At 71.3% G+C, this 17,101-nt stretch carries 16 protein-coding genes; 5 read left to right on the forward strand and 11 right to left on the reverse strand.

What is annotated here, in order from left to right; all coding sequences use genetic code 11:
• Nucleotides 1-104 precede the first annotated feature (104 nt).
• Nucleotides 105-338, reverse strand: a complete 234-nt coding sequence (locus BLT28_RS01815; RefSeq protein WP_030429187.1) for a hypothetical protein — start codon at nt 336-338, stop codon at nt 105-107.
• An 88-nt stretch (nt 339-426) separates the two neighbouring features.
• Between BLT28_RS01815 and BLT28_RS01820 the strand changes: the two genes are divergently transcribed.
• On the forward strand, nt 427-1,554 hold the full coding sequence (locus tag BLT28_RS01820; protein WP_030429186.1) for a M24 family metallopeptidase: 1,128 nt from the start codon (nt 427-429) through the stop codon (nt 1,552-1,554).
• Entirely contained in the window at nt 1,551-2,003 is a 453-nt protein-coding gene (locus BLT28_RS01825; RefSeq protein ID WP_030429185.1) for an Lrp/AsnC family transcriptional regulator, read from the forward strand. Before BLT28_RS01820 ends, BLT28_RS01825 begins: the two co-directional genes overlap by 4 nt.
• Here the strand turns inward: BLT28_RS01825 and BLT28_RS01830 are convergent.
• The 3 genes from BLT28_RS01830 to BLT28_RS42375 all read right to left on the reverse strand — a co-directional run bounded on the left by BLT28_RS01830 (nt 2,000) and on the right by BLT28_RS42375 (nt 4,282).
• Nucleotides 2,000-2,917 carry a glycosyltransferase family 2 protein gene (locus BLT28_RS01830; protein WP_162184827.1) on the reverse strand — a complete coding sequence of 306 codons (918 nt, stop codon included), beginning with the start codon at nt 2,915-2,917 and terminating at the stop codon, nt 2,000-2,002. The genes BLT28_RS01825 and BLT28_RS01830 overlap by 4 nt on opposite strands.
• A 69-nt stretch (nt 2,918-2,986) precedes the next feature.
• Nucleotides 2,987-4,075, reverse strand: a complete 1,089-nt coding sequence (locus tag BLT28_RS01835; RefSeq protein ID WP_043811222.1) for a GDSL-type esterase/lipase family protein — start codon at nt 4,073-4,075, stop codon at nt 2,987-2,989.
• Nucleotides 4,076-4,147: 72 nt separating this feature from the next.
• Nucleotides 4,148-4,282, reverse strand: a complete 135-nt coding sequence (locus BLT28_RS42375; protein WP_269459625.1) for a hypothetical protein — start codon at nt 4,280-4,282, stop codon at nt 4,148-4,150.
• A 446-nt stretch (nt 4,283-4,728) separates the two neighbouring features.
• Between BLT28_RS42375 and BLT28_RS01840 the strand changes: the two genes are divergently transcribed.
• Entirely contained in the window at nt 4,729-5,601 is an 873-nt protein-coding gene (locus BLT28_RS01840) for a DUF5829 family protein (RefSeq protein ID WP_197683948.1), read from the forward strand.
• Here BLT28_RS01840 and BLT28_RS01845 read toward each other — a convergent pair.
• Genes BLT28_RS01845 through BLT28_RS01855 form a run of 3 tightly spaced genes read right to left on the reverse strand, consistent with a single transcriptional unit; the run spans nt 5,598 to nt 9,428 of the window.
• Complete coding sequence (locus tag BLT28_RS01845; RefSeq protein ID WP_030429181.1) at nt 5,598-6,242, reverse strand: ABC transporter ATP-binding protein; 645 nt, start codon at nt 6,240-6,242, stop codon at nt 5,598-5,600. The genes BLT28_RS01840 and BLT28_RS01845 overlap by 4 nt on opposite strands.
• Nucleotides 6,239-6,904 carry an ABC transporter ATP-binding protein gene (locus BLT28_RS01850; protein ID WP_030429180.1) on the reverse strand — a complete coding sequence of 222 codons (666 nt, stop codon included), beginning with the start codon at nt 6,902-6,904 and terminating at the stop codon, nt 6,239-6,241. Before BLT28_RS01850 ends, BLT28_RS01845 begins: the two co-directional genes overlap by 4 nt.
• Nucleotides 6,897-9,428, reverse strand: a complete 2,532-nt coding sequence (locus BLT28_RS01855; RefSeq protein WP_030429179.1) for an FtsX-like permease family protein — start codon at nt 9,426-9,428, stop codon at nt 6,897-6,899. Before BLT28_RS01855 ends, BLT28_RS01850 begins: the two co-directional genes overlap by 8 nt.
• 149 nt (nt 9,429-9,577) lie before the next feature.
• Here BLT28_RS01855 and BLT28_RS01860 point away from each other — a divergent pair, with 149 nt between their 5' ends.
• On the forward strand, nt 9,578-10,759 hold the full coding sequence (locus tag BLT28_RS01860; RefSeq protein WP_030429178.1) for an exonuclease domain-containing protein: 1,182 nt from the start codon (nt 9,578-9,580) through the stop codon (nt 10,757-10,759).
• A 20-nt stretch (nt 10,760-10,779) separates the two neighbouring features.
• Here BLT28_RS01860 and BLT28_RS01865 read toward each other — a convergent pair whose 3' ends face one another.
• Nucleotides 10,780-11,571 carry an FHA domain-containing protein gene (locus tag BLT28_RS01865; RefSeq protein WP_030429177.1) on the reverse strand — a complete coding sequence of 264 codons (792 nt, stop codon included), beginning with the start codon at nt 11,569-11,571 and terminating at the stop codon, nt 10,780-10,782.
• Between the two features lie 37 nt (nt 11,572-11,608).
• Here BLT28_RS01865 and BLT28_RS01870 point away from each other — a divergent pair, with 37 nt between their 5' ends.
• Entirely contained in the window at nt 11,609-12,058 is a 450-nt protein-coding gene (locus BLT28_RS01870) for a hypothetical protein (RefSeq protein ID WP_083383627.1), read from the forward strand.
• A 7-nt stretch (nt 12,059-12,065) separates the two neighbouring features.
• Here the strand turns inward: BLT28_RS01870 and BLT28_RS01875 are convergent, their stop codons facing one another.
• From BLT28_RS01875 to BLT28_RS01885, 3 genes are all read right to left on the reverse strand, one after another.
• A complete protein-coding gene (locus tag BLT28_RS01875) occupies nt 12,066-12,371 on the reverse strand; it encodes a hypothetical protein (RefSeq protein ID WP_156050861.1) in 306 nt (101 codons plus the stop codon).
• A gap of 23 nt (nt 12,372-12,394) precedes the next feature.
• Complete coding sequence (locus BLT28_RS01880; protein WP_052407219.1) at nt 12,395-14,542, reverse strand: serine/threonine-protein kinase; 2,148 nt, start codon at nt 14,540-14,542, stop codon at nt 12,395-12,397.
• A 289-nt stretch (nt 14,543-14,831) separates the two neighbouring features.
• A complete protein-coding gene (locus BLT28_RS01885) occupies nt 14,832-17,063 on the reverse strand; it encodes a HelD family protein (RefSeq protein WP_030429173.1) in 2,232 nt (743 codons plus the stop codon).
• Nucleotides 17,064-17,101 lie beyond the last annotated feature (38 nt).

Below are 17,101 nucleotides of genomic sequence, written 5' to 3' on the forward strand. Positions count from 1 at the left end.
CGTCGCGCACTGAATGAGTCATTGAGGTACTTGAACGCGCCGAATGACTCATTCAGCGCGTCAGGGGCCTCCGCCCGGATGTGTCCACAGTGGACGTACGGCGGTCAGCCGCGTTGGGAGAAGCGGCTGCCGCCGTACTTCTTGTGCACCGCCTGTTTCGACACGCCGAGCGCCTCGGCGATCAGCGCCCACGGCACGCCCCTGGTGCGGGCGCGCCGGACCTGGACCGCCTCGATGCGCTCGGCCTCGTGCCGGATCTCGGCGGCGGCGTGCAGGGCCTTCAGCGGGTCGTCGTCGCCCGCCTGCCCGACCAGCGTTGCCAACCTGTCGACCTCCATCCGCTCAACCTACGTCGTCCGCTCCCGTCAATCTAGGTTGACCGCAAAGGCGCGTCAACTTTGGTTGACTTCGACTAGTCTGGTGCGCATGTCCACGATCACCGGGACGCGTGACGTCCCAGCGCTTCGGGCCCGTCTGGGCCGGGCCGCGGAGGCCGCCGGGAAGGCCGGGGCCGACGCCCTGGTGATCTCCCCGGGCTCGGACCTGCGCTACCTGCTCGGCGTCGGCGGGGGTTCGCACGAGCGGCTGAGCTGCCTGGTGCTGCCCACCGGTGGCACGCCGGTGCTGCTGCTGCCCGCGCTGGAGGCGCCCGGCTACGCCCACCTGCCGCTGGCCGACCTCGGGGTCGAGCTGCGCACGTGGGTGGACGGCGAGGACCCGTTCCGGATGGTCGCCGACCACGTCCGCGGCGCGGAGGTCTTCGCGGTGTCGGACATGATGCCGGCGCTGCACGCCTTGCAGCTGCGCGACGCACTCGGCCCGGCGCGGCAGGACCTGGCCGGGCCGATCGTGCGGGAACTGCGGATGCGCAAGGACGCCGCGGAGATCGAGGCGCTGGCCGAGGCGGGCGCGGCGATCGACCGCGTGCACGCGCGGATGGGCGAGTGGTTGCGCGCCGGGCGCACCGAGGCGGAGGTCCGGGCGGAGATCGCCGAGGCGATCGTGGCCGAGGGGCACACCTCGGCCGAGTTCGTGATCGTCGGCTCCGGCCCCAACGGCGCGAGCCCGCACCACGAGGTCTCCGAGCGGGTCATCGAGCCCGGCGACGTCGTGGTGATCGACATCGGCGGGCCGATGCCCAGCGGCTACAACTCCGACTGCACGCGGGTGTACTCGATCGGCGAGCCCGGGCAGAGCGACGTCGCGGACACCTACGAGGTGCTCCGGCAGGCCCAGGCGGCCGCCGTGCGCGCGGTCCGGCCCGGTGCCACCGCGGAGTCCGTCGACGCGGCCGCGCGGTCGGTGATCGCCGCCGCCGGGTTCGGCGAGTACTTCGTGCACCGCACCGGCCACGGCATCGGGCTGGACGTGCACGAGGAGCCGTACGTGGTGGCGGGCAACGAGATCCCGCTCGAACCGGGCATGGCCTTCAGCGTCGAGCCCGGCATCTACCTGCCCGGCCGGTGGGGTGCGCGGATCGAGGACATCGTGGTGGTCACCGAGGACGGCGCCCTGTCGCTGAACAACCAGCCGCGCGAACTGGTGGTGCTATGAGTACCTCGCTGGAGGCCATCGACCGCGCGATCCTGCGCGAGCTGAGCGAGGACGGCCGGTGCAGCTTCACCGACCTCGCCGAGCGGGTCGGGCTGAGCGTGTCCGCCGTGCACCAGCGGGTCCGGCGGCTGGAGCAGCGCGGGGTGCTGCGCGGCTACCAGGGCAAGCTGGACTACGAGCAGGTCGGCCTGCCGCTGACGGCCTTCATCTCGGTGACGCCGATCGACCCGTCGGCGCCCGACGACTACCCGCAGCGGCTGGAGCACCTCCGGGAGATCGAGGCGTGCTACTCCGTCGCCGGTGACTACTCCTACATCCTGCTGGTGCGCGTCGCCCGGGCCACGGCGCTGGAGGACCTGCTGCGCCGCATCCGCGAGTCGGCCAACGTGTCCACCAAGACCACCGTGGTGCTCTCCACCCCGTACGAGGCCCGCCCTCCGGCCGTCTAGCCGAGGGCCGCGATGAGGCGGGCGGGAACCTCGGCGGGGTCGATCCGCCCCGCGTGGGCGGCGTGCAGCACCTGGAACGCCTGTTCGTAGAGGAAGTGCGGCAGCTCTTCGCCACGCACCAGGCGCTCGTGGCAGATGTCGTTGAAGTCGGTCATGTGCTTGCGCAGCACCTCGATCGGCGAGCCCTCGGGCACCGGCCACCGGTCCAGCAGCGCCGGGTACCCCTTGCGGTACTTGTCGTGCCCGGCCACGATCCGCGTGGCGTCGACGGTGTCGCTGTTCTGCTCGGGGACGCGGTGGTAGACCACGGTGGGCCGCGCGGTCGTCGCCGCGCGCCAGCCGTGGCCGTGCACCAGGCGCAGCAACAGTTCCCAGTCGACGAGCACCGGGATCGACGGGTCGAAGCGCGCGGCGGGGTCGTTGCGGCACACGATGGTCGACGTGGGGATGTAGTTGCCGACCAGCAGCAGTCCGGCGTCGAACTCCACGTCGAAGAAAGCCTTGGCGTGCAAGGGTTCCTCGCCGGGCTCGACGCGGCGGACGCTGGTCCGGCAGTAGGCGTAGACGAGGTCGGCCTCGCGCAGCGCCGCGACGGCGGACTCCAGGTGCCCCGGCAGGTAGAGATCGTCGTCGTCGAGGAAGGCCAGGTAGCGGCCGTCCGCGGCCTCGATACCGGAGTTGCGCGCGCCGGCGTGCCCGTGCGAGGTGGGCGACTCGATCAGCTTGACCTCGTCCAGCCCGGCGTTCTCCACGACGTCCTCGACGCTCGCGCCGCCGTCGTTGACCACGACCACCTCGACCCGGTGCGGGGAGCCGGGATCGCACAGCGTCTGCGCCGCAACGCTTTCCAGTGCCGCGGCGAGCCGGTCCTGGCGGTCCTTCGTGGGCACGATCACGCTCACCAGCGGTTCCATGATCATGACCGTAGTGCGGTGGCCGGGTGCCCAGAACCCGCAGACGGACCGTTCCGTAGGGCAAAACCTTTAGCCCGACGCGCGTTTGAGGGCCGCTTCGCCGGTGACGAGGTCCAGATCACCGGTGGGGGAGGGGACGCAGGCGCCGATGCGCTCCGGCGTGCGGAGGAAACGGCCCAGGCAGCGGCCGATCTGCTCGTGACCGTTGCCGTTGGGGTGGAAGGACTCCTGCATCGCGTGCCGCGCGCGGTTCTCGTGCCGGAGGTCGCCCCAGTTCACCGTGAGCCGGGTGAACCACTCCGACTTCCCCTCCTCCGCCGAGGAGCACGCCTCGTGGCCGATCCCCGCGTCGGCGAGGTCGAGGAAGCGGGCGCCCGCGCTGTCGGCGGCGCGGCGCAGGCCGTCGGAGAGCTGGTAGACCGCCTTGGTCCGGACCCACTGCAGGTCCTCCAGGCGGAACGGGCAGCCCGCCAGGCTCTGCAGCCCGGACAGCAGGTTGGGGCCGACCGGTGCGGCGTAGGACTGGACGACCAGCGAGTAGGAGTCGTCCCGGTAGCCCGCCTTGCGCATCGCGGTGCGGATGTCGGCGAGGGCCGTGCCGACCTTGGGGACCATCCGGTCGACCCGCTTCGGCCAGTCCTCGGTGAGGTTCGCCGCACAGCCCGCCGGGCGGCCCAGCAGCCAGGCCCCGGCGCAGTCGGTCACCGTGCGGGCGAAGCCGGGATCGTCGTTGGCGCCCATCTGCACGACCACCGTGGTGACCCGGAACAGGCGGGCCAGCTCGGCAAGGCGCTGCGCCTGGGAGCGTTCGGTGTGGTGGATGGTGTCGGTCAGGCCGACATCGCGGGCGATCGCGCCGGAGCAGGCGAGGTTGATCGTGGTGATCGCCTTGGTCATCGCGGTGTGGTGCACCAGTGCCCGGTTGGAGCGGTGGCACCAGTTGCCGTTCTCGCCGTTCGTGCCGGGCTCGTAGTCGCCGACGCCCTCGCCGGACATCGAGCTGTCACCGAGGGCCACCACCGCGTGCGGGGCCTCCGCGGGCGGGCCGGGCGCGACGGGGGCGCGGCCATCGGCCGTCAGCACGCTCGCCCCGATGATCGGCACCGCGAGCGTGAACAGGACCAGCCGCAGCGGGCGGAAGCGGTCTCGGGCGCGCATCGCGTCGAGTCTATCGAGGCGAGCGGCGCGGGAGACTCAGCGTTTCGAGTGCTTCAGGTCGGCCGGTTCGGGTCAGGACGCTTCGCGGTGCCGGTGGCCGGAGGTCTCCGCCTCGGCCTCGGCGGGCTCGTCGGTGCTCGCGGTGATGCCCTTGAAGATCTCGTCGACCAGTTCGTCGTAGATCGGTGTGGCTGCTGCCTGATCCATGGGGTCCCCCTATTGGTCTAATCGGAACCTGGGAAGGCTAACTCAGAGTTCCGGCGATCGCATGTCCTTGATGTCGATGCGATCTTCGTCACTCGCGGTTATCGGCGGGCGGTGAGCGGGCCGCCACGCCATGTGTTGCCGGGACTGGGAAAACTACGGGGAGAAATCAATTCCCGGTTCCTCCCTTGGGTTCCGGAAGAACGGAAACATGCATGTCATGGCCCTGTTGGAAGATCAGAGCCGAAACCGGCGCCCCGCCCTGCCGGAATGGTCCGCCGGCCGTCGATCACCGCATCGTCGTTCTTCGCCGTCGACCGGGCGAGCTCCTGCCGCCGGGTCCCTCTCACTGAGGACGCCGGATCCCGCGCGTCCACTGTGGACGGTGGGGCTTCGGCGCGGCTCGAAGTCCGGGCGCACACGCCACTCCCGTCCCTAGCATCAGTCCCATGGTGACCCGCCCGATGATCATCGCCCTCGCCGCGGCCCTCGCCCTCACCGCGCCGGCCGAGGGCAACGCGCAAACGCCGCCGCTGCAGTACAACCACGCGTACGCGGTGGTCGACCGCGAGACCGCCGACGCGGTCGAGAAATCCCCCTATTTGCGGGACTTCGCCAATGTCGAGGTCCGCACCAGCAGCGGCGGGGGACTGACGTGGACGGGCCGCTACCTCTACGGGCGCGAGACGTACCTGGAGCTGTTCGGCGTCGGCGACCTGCCCGGCAAGGACGGGGAGTTCGGCTCGGCCGGGCTGGCGATCTCGGCTGACCGCGCCGGGGACCTGGCGAAGGTGGACAAGCAGCTGAAGAAGCCCGTCAAGTACCGCCAGACGCGCGACTTCGGCGACGGTGTGCCCGTGCCGTGGTTCGACACCACCCGCACCGCCGACAAGTACACCGCCTTCGACCCGTGGGCGATGGAGTACCTGCCGGAGTACTTCGCCGACCCGCGCAGCAAGACCGAGCCCGCGAGCCACCCCGGCGATGTCAGCCGCGAGCGCTACCTGTCCGACGGCTACCGGACCCGTGTGATGCGGGATGTGGCAGGCGTGCACATGGCGGTCACCAAGGAAGATCTCGCGATCGCGGTGCCGTTGTTCCGGGCGGGCGGCTGCGCGGTGCAGACCGTGCCCGGCGGCGTGGTCACCCGGTGCGGTGCGACCACGATCCGGCTCGACTCGGTTCCGCGTGCGCGCGCGGGCCTGCGCCAGGTCGATTTCGTCCTCAACAAGGCGGTGGACCGGCACGAGGAGAAGATCGGCCTGTCGAAGCTCGTCGTCGGTCCGGGCGCTCGCGCTGTCTGGACCTTCAACGCTCCCTAGCGGGTCAGGTCACCGGCGGTGACACGGCCCTCGACCAGCCGAAGCCGCCGGTGCGCCGCCTCGTGGACCTCCTCGTCGTGGGAGGCCACGAGCACCGCGGCGCCCTCATCGGCGGCGCGGCGCAGGAGCCCGAGCACCAGGGGCACGGTCGCGTGGTCGAGGTGCGCGGTCGGCTCATCGGCCAGCAACAGGCGCGGACGGGGCGCGAGGGCTCGGGCGAGCGCCGCGCGCTGCCGCTGCCCGAACGACAGCTCGGTGGGGTAGCGGTCGCCGAGCGCGCCGATGCCGAGCTCGTCGAGCAGGGCCTGGACGCGAGCAGTGGGCTCCTCGCCGCGCAGGCGCAAGGGGAGCGCGACGTTCTCCGCCACCGTCAGCTCGTCGGCGAGGCCCATGACCTGGGGCAGCACCGCGCAATCCGACCAGGAGGGGTGCTCGGTCATCGGCTCGCCGAGCAGCAGCACGTCGCCGGAGTCGGCGGTGTCGAAGCCGCTCAGCACGGCGAACAGCGCGCTCTTGCCGGAGCCGGAGGGGCCGGCCAGCGTCACGAACTCGCCCGCGGACACCTCCAGGTCGACGCCGCTGAGCACTTCGACCGTGCCGAACGAGCGGCGGACGTCGTGCGCGCGCAGGACTGCCCTCATCGTTGGATCCTCCCGTCGCGCAGGCGCACCACCGGCTCGCCCAGCTCGATCAGCCGGTCGTCGTGCGAGGCGGCCACCACGGTCACGTCCCAGGTTGCCAGCTCGGCGAGGGTTTCCAGCACCAGCGTCGCCGAACGGGCGTCCAGCTGCGAGGTCGGCTCGTCGGCCAGCACCACCTCCGCCCCCGTCGCCAGTGCGCACGCGAAGGCCAGCCGTTGCTGCTGACCGCCGGAGAGCGCGCTGATCCGCCAGTCCTCGGTGCCCGGCAGGCCCAGGCGCGCCAGCAGGTCCGGTTGCGGGGCCGAGCGCCCGGCGAGCTGCGCTGCGGCGCGCAGGTTCTCGCCGACGGTGAGGTAGTCGAACAGGTTCTCCGCCGGGTTCTGGAAGATCATCACGACGCGGTTCCTGCGCAGCTTCCGCAGCCTGCGGTGGGCCAGTCCGGTCACCGCCGCGCCGCCGTAGAACACCGTTCCCCCGGTCGGCTGCTCCACCAGGCCGAGCAGGCGCAACAGCGTGGACTTCCCCGAACCGGACGGCCCGGCGAGCACGGTCAGCCCGCGCTCGGGAACCGTCAGGTGCACGTCGTCCAACGCGGTGACGGGGCCGGACGGGGTCGGGTAGTCCACCCGGACGCCACGCAGTTCCAGGACGTTGTCAGCCACGCAGCAGCTCCCCGGCTCGTGCGGTTCGGGCCGCCCGCACCGCGATCGCACCCGCCAGCACCACGACCGCCGCGGCGGCGAGCGTGGTCAGCAGCACGAACGGGACCGGGTTCGGGACGGCGGGCAAGGGCGCCAGCCGGGGCGCGGGGTCGAGCCGCGCCGCGGAGAGGGCCGCGCTGATCACTCCGGTCGCCGTGCCGACGACGGTGGCCAGCGCCGCGATCACGCCCAGCTCCACGAGATGACTGGACACCAGGGTTCGCCGCCGCAGCCCCATCCGCGTCGCCAGCGCGGTGAACAGGGCGTTCTGCCGCCTGCGCACTTCGACGGAGAGCAGCAGCGAGCAGGCCGCCAGCACCGCGAGGACCGCGCCGAGCGCGGTGATGAACGAGAACGTCCAACCGACCACGTAGAACGGCAACGCGTCGATCACCTTGGTCCGGCTCTGGGGGTTGAAGTAGCGGATCCCGCCCGCCGTGAGCCGCGCGGTGAACTGGTTGATGTCGGTGGACGTGCTCCACAACCGCCACGCGGCCGCGTCGTAGGCGTTCGGCAACGCCTCGCGCGCGATCACGTATCCCTTGTCGACCCCGAATCCGGGGAACTGCGGCACCGAAGCCACGGTGCGGAGCTTGACCCCGTTCACCGGCTCCCACTGGCCCTCGGGCGTCGTGCCGACCCGGAGCGCGGGAGCCGTTCCGGACGCGTCGCGCGGGCCGAGCTTGGTGAGCGCGTTGCCGATGTCGGTCGACGACAAGGACCACGCGACGCGTTCGAAGCTCGCGCGGTCGACCACGAGCACGCGGACCTGGTTGCCGTTGACCAGGCCGGGTGCGTCGCCGACCAGGGTGGTCGTGGAACGCAGTTCCTCAGGAATCCGGACCTTGCCCTCGGCAACCGCGAGCGGCAGCTGCACCGCGGTGTTCGCGCCGACGATCATGCCGGACTTGTCGTCGAGGGCGTTCTGCTGCGCGCTCGCGACGCCGTAGCCGACCGCTACCGTGCCCACCGCCAGTGCGGCCACGGTCAGCACGCCGGTCGCGGTGGTCCTGGAGATCGCCAGCCGTCGCACCGCGAGCTGCACTGACGGCCAGGACCACACGTGCAGCCGGTGCGAAGCGCCGAGGGAGACACCGAGCACGCGCGAGATCAGCCCGGCCGCGGTCAGCACCACGAGCAGCGGGAAGGCCAATGCGATCGGGTCGATCCGCGGCAGGACCTCGCCGCGCTGCACGGTGAGCGCACCGTTGAGCAGCCGGGTCCACGACCACACCGCGAGCGCGGATGTGCCCATTTCCCAAGGGATCCAGCGCAGAACGCGGCGGTTCCTCGGCTTGGCCTGGAAGGTGTGGCGCACGTGAACGGCGGTGGTGGCTCCCACCACGAGCACCGCGACACCGAGCACCGCGGCGACGATCGCGGCGGTGAGGCCGAACGTGCCAGGCTCCAACGCGGTACTGGGTGCGAACAACGGCAGTGCGAGTCGGCCCAATCCGACACCGGCGGCGCCGCCGAGCACGAACGGCACGACCAGTTCCAGCACGGCTTTGCCGCCCAGTGCGGCGGGGGAGACTCCGCGCACCCACAGCAGCCGGACCTCGGCGCGGCGGCGCTGACACCACTGGATGGCGACCGCGCCGACCGCGACCATGCCGACCAGGACGGTGACAGCCGTCAGCGGCAGCACCGCGAGCAGCACGCTCGTCCTGGCCTGCTCGGAGAGTTCGATGCCGCGGCGCAGCAACTCGCTCCGGGTGAACTGGCCCCCCAGACCGTTCATGTCGTTCAGCAGCGCGGTCGAGCGCCTGGACAGCTCGTGGGCCTCGCTGAGCGTCGTCGGGAGCTGGTGCGGGAAGCGCAGGGTGACCGTGTAGTGGGCGGGCATCCTCGTCATGAGCTGGTCGAACTCGGCGCGGTCGGGCAGGAACCCCAGTGCGGCCGTTCTGCCTTCCCCGGCAAGGGGATTGGCCACGACGTAGCGTTCCTCGCTGCACCACCAGTTCCCGCTCGGCGCCGCGACGTCCTCGAAGATCGTGGTCACCGGCGGGAGCAGCCCGCTGAGCCCCCGGTCGCCGAGCTTCACCGCGCCCGCCTCGGCGATGCTCCTGGGCAGCCACAGCCCGGAGCGCTCGCCACCGGAGATGACCTTGACGTGGTCGGCGGCACCCTCGCGGTGGCCGAGCCGCAGCCACGGGGTCTTGCCGTTGAAGTCCATCCGCGCCACCGCCGTGTAGCGCCCGGCGAGCACGCCGTCGAAACCGTTGCGCGCCGCGGCCTCCGCTCCGGTCCGCACCGCCTGCTCCACCTGTGACGGGTGCAGGCGTTCACCGTCGAGCGTGGGCGTGACGATCATCGGGCAACCGCGGCCGGTCTGGTAGGCGACGGCGGCCGAACCGCTGGCGACCGTGTGGCTGATCGCGGCCGTGACCACGAACGCGAGCACGAGACCGGCCAGCGCCGCGACGAGCACGGTCGAGACGCTGGCGAGCGCGGCGCGGGGCGCACGGGTCCATGGGAGGCGCATGTGCGGACACTACCTGCGAAAACGCGCCACGGGGAGGGAATGGGCAACTCGGGCCGTCCGTCGCAACGCCCGCTGCGCCACCCGGAGTGCGACGGTCGGCGCAGCGCCCGGTATTGATAGTGGATCACCACACCTGCGGGAGGAGAGGCGTGGCGGGCGGATACGCGGTGCTCGACGTGGAGACCACGGGCCTGTCCTCGGGATGGCACGACCGGGTCGTCGAGATCGGCGTGGTGCTGCTCGACCGGGACGGGGCGGTCACGGGGGACTGGTGCACGCTCGTCAACCCCGGCCGGGACCTGGGGCCGCAGCACATCCACGGCATCACGGCCGCCGAAGTGCGCAGGGCGCCCGCCTTCCCGGAGATCGCCGCAGAGCTGGCCGGGCTGCTCGCCGGGCGGGTGATCGTCGCGCACAACCTCGCCTTCGACGCGCGCTTCGTCGCCGCGGAGTTCGCCAGGGCGGGCATGGGTGTGCCGGTGCGCTCGGACCTCGGTCTGTGCACGATGGAGCTGTCGAAGAGCTACTTGAAGACCTCGTCGCGCTCGCTCGCGGCCTGCTGCGCGGTGGCCGGGATTCCCCTGCAGCGCGCGCACTCCGCCCTCGACGACGCTTACGCGGCGGCCGGGCTGATGGTGACCTACCTCGGGTTGGAGGCGGCGCGGCCGGAGCCGTGGGCGGAGCTGGTGGACGGCGCGCTGGTCCGGCCCTGGCCGTTGAGCCCCGGCGGTCCGGCCGTGCCGACCGTGCGCAGGGGGACGACGGAGACCGGGCTGTTCGTCGAGCGCATACCGCGTTCGTACGACGCAGTGGCAGTGTTGTCTGAAGTGGACGGTTATCTCGAGGTGCTGGACCGGACGCTGATCGACCGCGTGCTCAGCGCCAGCGAACAGGACGAACTGGTGGAAGCGGCGACGGTGCGCGGGATCGACCGCGCGATGGCCGATGCGCTGCACCGCAGGTATCTCGCCGAGTTCGCGCCGCCGAGCCCGGCTGATCGCGCGGCCGTCGCCGACCTGCTCGGGCTGCCCGCGGAACTGGCCGACCGTCCCGCCGAGCGCGCCGTTTGGGGAACGTTCGCGCTCCGGCCGGGCGACCGGATCACCTTCACCGGCGAGACGGTCAAGCCGCGCGAGCTGTGGCAGGACGAGGCTCGCTCCGCCGGGCTCGTGGTGTCCCCGCCGAACATCTGCAAGTGGACCAGGGTGCTCGTCGCGGCCGACCCGGACTCGTTGTCCGCCAAGGCCCGCAAGGCGCGGGACTACCGCGTTCCCGTGGTCGTCGAGGACGGGTTCGCGCGGCTGCTCGCGGAGATGCCCCGTACCGGCTGAGTCCGGGAGGGGTCCCGGGATCAGCCGTCATCCTCCAGGACCATGAGGTCGGAGCGGGTGAGGCTCGGTGTGCGCACGATCAGCTCGGTGAGCAGGTTGTGGCTGAGCAGGTTGCCGATCGGCTGCGGCAGGTCGGCCTCGACGAGCCCGAACACGCCCTTGCGGGACAGCCGCAGGCGCACGGCCTCCACCACGCGGTCCATCTTCCGCACGTTCCAGTCGTCCTCGGGCCGCAGCTCGGCGAGCTGGGTCGCGGCCTGGTTGCGGGCGATCGGCTGGGCGTGCGGGTTGTTCCGCAGGTACTCCTGGCCGAGCACGGTCAGCACGAGGCGTTCCCGGTCGGAGAGCGGCCAGACGTGCCCCGGCGCGGTGTGCTGGCCGAACAGCGGCGGCGGCAGTGCGCCGTCACCGCCGTTGACGAACAGCTCCACCACGTGGTGGCGGCCCGCCGGAGTGGTGATCAGCACCGAGGTCACCCCGGCGCGCAGCGGCACCGACTCGCCGTCGCCGCGCAGCACGTACCCGCCGACCTCGATGGGCAGCTTGCCGGTGTTGCTCAGGTACCACCAGCCCTGCCGGTGCACGAGCAGGCCGTGCTGCCTGCTGATCTTCTTGTCGTCCGCGCCGACCGTGACGTCGGCGGGCTTGTCCGGGTCCTCCGGGCGGCCCCGGCCGAACCGCACCCGCGCGCCCTCCACCGGTGCCGCCGCCGCGGCGCCCGCGACGGTCCGGACCACGAGGGCGCCGGGCAGGTTCCACGGCTTGCCCCGGGGCAGCTCGCCGGGTCCCTCGACGCGTGCGACGACGTTCATCCCCGAAATCCTACGAACCCAGGGACACCTTGTGCGCATGCGTTCGCTCGTCCTGCCGTCGCTGCTGCTCACGCTCGCCGCGTGCGGGACGCCTCCACCGCCCGCTCCTCCGGTCGTGCCGACGACGACGACCGTGGCCGTGACGACCGCGCCGTCGATCCCGGACCGACAGCCGCACACCTTGGTGCTCAACGCCACCGGGAGCGGCGACGCGATGCTGAACAAGATCAAGTACAGCATCGACGGGCAGGTGCAGGAGGAGGGCGAGACGACGCTGCCCTGGCGCAAGTCGCTCAGCGTGCCCGCGGACGGCCTGCCGCACTCGTGGGAGCTGTCGATCACCTACACCGCGGGCCGCAGCGCCAAGCTGGAGGTCTTCGCGCTCTACGACGGCAAGGAGGCCGGGCGCACCGCGGGCGGGGGCGGCGGCACCGGCAACACCAAGATGAAGGGCGGCGCGTCCATCGGCGGCAGGGTGAACGGCTGACCCGCGCTCACTCCTCCCTGCGGCGAGATCCGGGAACGAAGTGCTCGCCGTCGAAGACCATCTCGAACGGCGGACGTCGTTCGGCGGGCCGCCAGCCTGCGCGAAAGGCGTCCTGAATGGCACGGCGGACCTGCGTCTGCGTGGGCAGGAAGGCGTGGTGGTAGGGGTCGAGCACGAGAACCTGCCCGTCGGTGCCGACTTCCTTGACGCGGATCATCCGCGTTCGCCATTCCCAGTCGGCATCGAGGTGCCAGAGGAACGACTGGCCGTTGCGGAGCGAGACTCGACGGGTGTCCTTCTTCGGCCAGGTCATGGTGATCACTCCTCGGACGACCGCTAGATCGGCCCGGCGTCGTGGGTCCACCAGTCGATCATCGCGACCGGTGAGGTGCCGCGGTGCGCGACGACGCGGATCACGAGCCGTTCGTCGGTCCAGGACATGCCGCGCTCGCCGGTTTCCTTGGAGGTGGAGCACCGCAGGTTCCCGGTGCTGCCCCCGCGCGAGTAGCTGCTCTCGCCGTTGAAGCCCTCGGGGAAGTTCCGGCAGTCCTTGTCCTGCGAACCACCCGAGCCGTGCACCGCGCGCATGATGGCGACGTCCTGGAACTGGTAGTAGGCAACGAGTTCGGCGCCGCTCGTCCGTCCACATGCGACACCGACGGCCGGGACCGCGCCGATGTCCTGCCACTTCAGGCCGGGCGCCGTGCGCACGCAGTGCTTCCGCGACGCGGGCGGGATGTGGTCGAGCAGCGTCCGCTCGTCGTCGGTCGGGAACGGCGGGCTCGACTGCGCGTTGGTCGCCTCGACGATCCGGTCCAGCGGCGCGAGGTGCCACTGCGTCCACCACCCGTGCACCGCGCGCGGATCGGCGCCGGTCACCACGCCGATGATCGACAGCGGCTCCGTCGTCCACGCGATGCTCAGTGCGCCGTTGGGAGCCGGGCGGCACAGCAGCTGGCCGATATCCGTGCCGAGCCAATCGTGTCGTTGCGTCCCGAGGAAACCCGGAGCCGATGCGCACGAGACACCCACGGGTGCCTTGGCTTGGTCGACCATGCCGGTGAACTGGCCGCGCAGCTCCGGCAACGACGCGAAGCGGTAGTAGCTGACCTGGTGGGGCCCCATGCCGAGCGGCGTGCAGGTGACTCCGGCGACGGCGTCGGGGAAACCGTCCAGGCTCGCCCGCGCGCAGTTCGCCCCGGAGGCCACCGCGATCGTGGCTCGCTCGTCATCGGTGGGAAACGGTGCGGTGGAACGAGTCCACGCCGTCCACGCTCGCCGCAGCGGCTCGTCCTGCGGCGCTTCCATGCGGGTCACCGTTCGCGCGGCGGCGTCGGTCCAGACGACGTTCGCCACGCCGTCTCGCGCGTAGCAGAGGACGCGGCCCTTTTCCTTGCCTGTTGAGGGATAGCGGTGCTCTGCGCCGTTCGCGCCAGAGCAGTCGCCACCTTTGCTTACCCCGGCTGTTCGCACCGCTCCCGCGTACGCCTGATCGACTCCGGCCTGGTCGGTGAACAGCTCCGTTACGGTTTCCTGGCCCTCGGCGGTGCGGCAGGTGATCGTCGTCGGTGTCGTGGCCGTGCAGTCGCCGCGCAGTGCTTCCGTGATGCGCTCGACGGCAACCGGATTCTTGTTGCCGCTCAACAACACCGACGCCGCAGTCACCACCGCGACGACTCCGGCTGCGGTGATGGTGACGGCTTTGGTGCGGCGTGCTTTCGCGGTGGCGAGCGCGTTCACCAGCTCCGCACAGGAGTTGTAGCGATCGGCCGGGTCGGGCGCGAGCGCCTTCGCGAGCACGCGGTTGATCGCCGGGGTCGCGCTGAGCCGGGTGGAGGGTGAGCCGGTCAAGCAGTGCTGGACGACCACCGCGAGCGAGTACACATCGGTCCGGTGGTCGATCGCCCCGCCGCGGACCTGCTCCGGCGAGGAGTAGTCCGGGGTGCCGACGAACACGCCCGTCGCGGTGAGCCCCTTCAGCCCGACGTCCTTCGCGATGCCGAAGTCGCAGAGGTACACGTGGTCGGTGCCCTCTTCGATCATGATGTTCGCCGGCTTCACGTCGCGGTGGACCAGCCCCAGCTCGTGCGTGCTGTCCAGCGCCGCGGCGACCTGGCCGACGATGCGCAGCGTCTCCTGCAAGCTCAGGACACCGCCCCGCTCGTTCAGCAGCTCCCGCAGGTTCCGCCCGTGGACGTAGCGCATCGCGAGGTAGCGCAGCTGCCCGACCTCCCCGGCGGCGTACACCGGGACCACGTTGGGGTGCTTGAGGGTCACCGCGATGCGGGACTCGCGCTCGAACCGTTCGCTCAGGCCGGGGGAGGACGCCTGGACCTTGAGCGCGACGAGGCGGTCGTGGTGCGTGCGGTCCTCGGCGAGGTAGACCGTGCTCATGTTCGTCCGGGAGAGCGCGGTGCGGCGGCGGTAAGCGGGGAGCTGCTCCCAGGCGACGTCGTCGAGGTAGCCGTCTTCTGTGTCGTCCACCGCCGTCCTCGTGGTTGGGGGGTCGGGGATTTTACCGTTCGGTGCTTGGGGCTTCCAGCTCGTGACGGCTGGGCTTCCTGAGCACGCCGGTACCGGCTTGGACCCGTTTCCGGCAGCGGGCGGCGGAACCCTTGGAGCGCCCGGGAAATCATCCTCCAGAGCCATCGCGTGCACCGGATCGCCCGCGCACCGCGCAAAGACGACCGCACCCTCGACCGGGAACTCAGGTGACGGGCAGGCGGGTCCGCGAAACGGAAGTGGAACCGATCGCAGAACCCGCCCCGCCGTTCTAGGAAAGCGCCCCCGCCAGCGAATCCGGGAGCGGCGTCGAATGCACGATGCCGAGGCGCTGGGTGGCGCGGGTCAGGGCGACGTACAAATCGTTCAAACCCTTCGGGGACTCGTCGCGGATCATCGCGGGCTCCACGACGATGACGGCGTCGAACTCCAGGCCCTTGGCCTCGCGCACGGTGAGGACGCTGACCCGGCCGACCGGGGGCACCACGTCACGGAGGGCGCCGGGGGTGATGACGACGAGGGTGCCCTCGCCGACCTCCGCCAGCTCCTTCTCGACCAGTTCGGCGAGGCGGGCGGGGAGGTCGTCGGCGGTGACCGGAAGGCACCACGGGGGGACGCCGGTGCTGCGCACGGACTTGGGCTCGGCGATGGGTGGGGCGAACTCGCGGAGGACGGCGGCGGCGACGCGCATGATCTCGGCGGGGGTGCGGTAGTTGACGGTCAGCTCCTCCATCCGCCACCGGTTCTCCACGTGCGGGGCGAGCACCTGCTCCCACGACTCGGCGCCGGCGAGGTCACCGGTCTGCGCGACATCGCCGACGAGGGTCATCGACCGCGCGGGGGCCCGCCGCATGACCAGCCGCCACGCCATCGCGGACAGCTCCTGCGCCTCGTCCACGATGACGTGCCCGAAGGTCCACGTGCGGTCCTGCGCGGCGCGCTCGGCGGTGGTCAGGTTGCTGGAGCGCTCGTGCCGCTCGGCGAGGTGATCGGCGGTGATCATGTTCATCGCCATCAGCACGTCGTCGTCGGCGACCTCCTCGTCGATGCGCATGATGTCGACGACGCCCTCGGCGAACTCCAGGCGCTCCCGCCGCTTCTTCTCCGCCAGCGCCTTCGCGGCCCGGTCGTCCTCCCCGAGCAGCTCCATCGCCTCGTCCAGCAGCGGCACGTCGGCGGGCGTCCAGCCGTAGTGCTCCGGCCGGTGCAGCAGCGCGCGCTCCTCGGCGGACAGGTGCGGGAAGGCGGACTCCAGCAGCTCGGGGGAGGCGTAGAGCTCCTTGAGCAGCCGCTGCGGCGTCAACACCGGCCACAGCCAGTCCAGCGCGGCGATCACATCGGGCTCCTCGCGCAGCTCCCGCGCGATGTCGGCGAGATCGCCCGGCTCCAGCAGGTCCGCACCGAGCCCCTCGGCGACCAGCCGGGTCAGCTCCTTGACGATCGCGGCGGAGAACGTCGGCTCGGCGCGGTTGTGCACCGTGCCCAGGCGCAGCGCGGCGGCCTTCGCCCGCTCCACCGCCGCGGGCTGCAGCAGGAGCGTCTCGCGTTCGAAAACGATCTCCATCGGCTCGTCCGGCACCCGCTGGCGATCGGCGACGGCCTTGGCCAGAACGGACACCATGTCGGACCGGCCCTTGATCTCCGCGACGGCATCGGGCTCGGTCAGCCGCGGCCGCACGTCGGGGTAGAGGTCGCCGACCGTGGCCATCAGCACGCCGGTCTCGCCGAGCGAGGGCAGCACCTGGGAGATGTAGTTCAGGAACTCCGGGTTCGGCCCGACCACGAGCACACCGCGCTTCGCCAGCTGCTCGCGGTGGGTGTACAGCAGGTAGGCGGCCCGGTGCAGCGCCACCGCGGTCTTGCCGGTTCCCGGCCCGCCCTGCACGACCAGGACCCCGTGCAGCGGCGAGCGGATGATGGTGTCCTGCTCGGCCTGGATGGTGCGGACGATGTCGGTCATCCGCCCCGTGCGCTTGGCGTTGAGCGCGGCCAGCAGCGCCGTCTCGCCGGTGACGCCGTCGGCGTCCTCGACACCGGAGAGGTCCAGCAGTTCGTCGTCGACACCGATCACGGTGCGCTTGCGGATGCGCAGGTGCCTGCGCATCCGGACGCCCTCGGTGCGCGCCCCCGTCGCCACGTAGAACGGCCGCGCCGCGGGCGCCCGCCAGTCCACCAGCAGCGGCTCGTAGTCGTTTTCCTCGTCGAGAATGCCCATCAGGCCGACATAGCGGTCGGTGTCGTCGCTGAATTCGAGCTTGCCGAAGCACAAGCCCGTTTCGGCGGCCGCGTACTGCGCCAGTTGTTCGGTGTGGAGGCGGGTCGCGGCATTTCTTTCGGTGTGTGCCTGCTCCGAGTCCGGGACCTGCCGCAGCGCCGAGGAGAGGAACTGTTGTGCCTGCTCACGCAGGGTGTCGAAGCGGTCGTACAGTCGGGCCACGTACTCCTGCTCAGCGGCGAGCGCGGCGGTCTCGCCCGTTTCCGGCGCATTCGAGACGGTTGACAACCGGACCCTTCTCCCTTACAATCAGGTGCAGCTGCTGA

The sequence above is a fragment of the Allokutzneria albata genome (genome assembly GCF_900103775.1).
Classification (GTDB): domain Bacteria; phylum Actinomycetota; class Actinomycetes; order Mycobacteriales; family Pseudonocardiaceae; genus Allokutzneria; species Allokutzneria albata.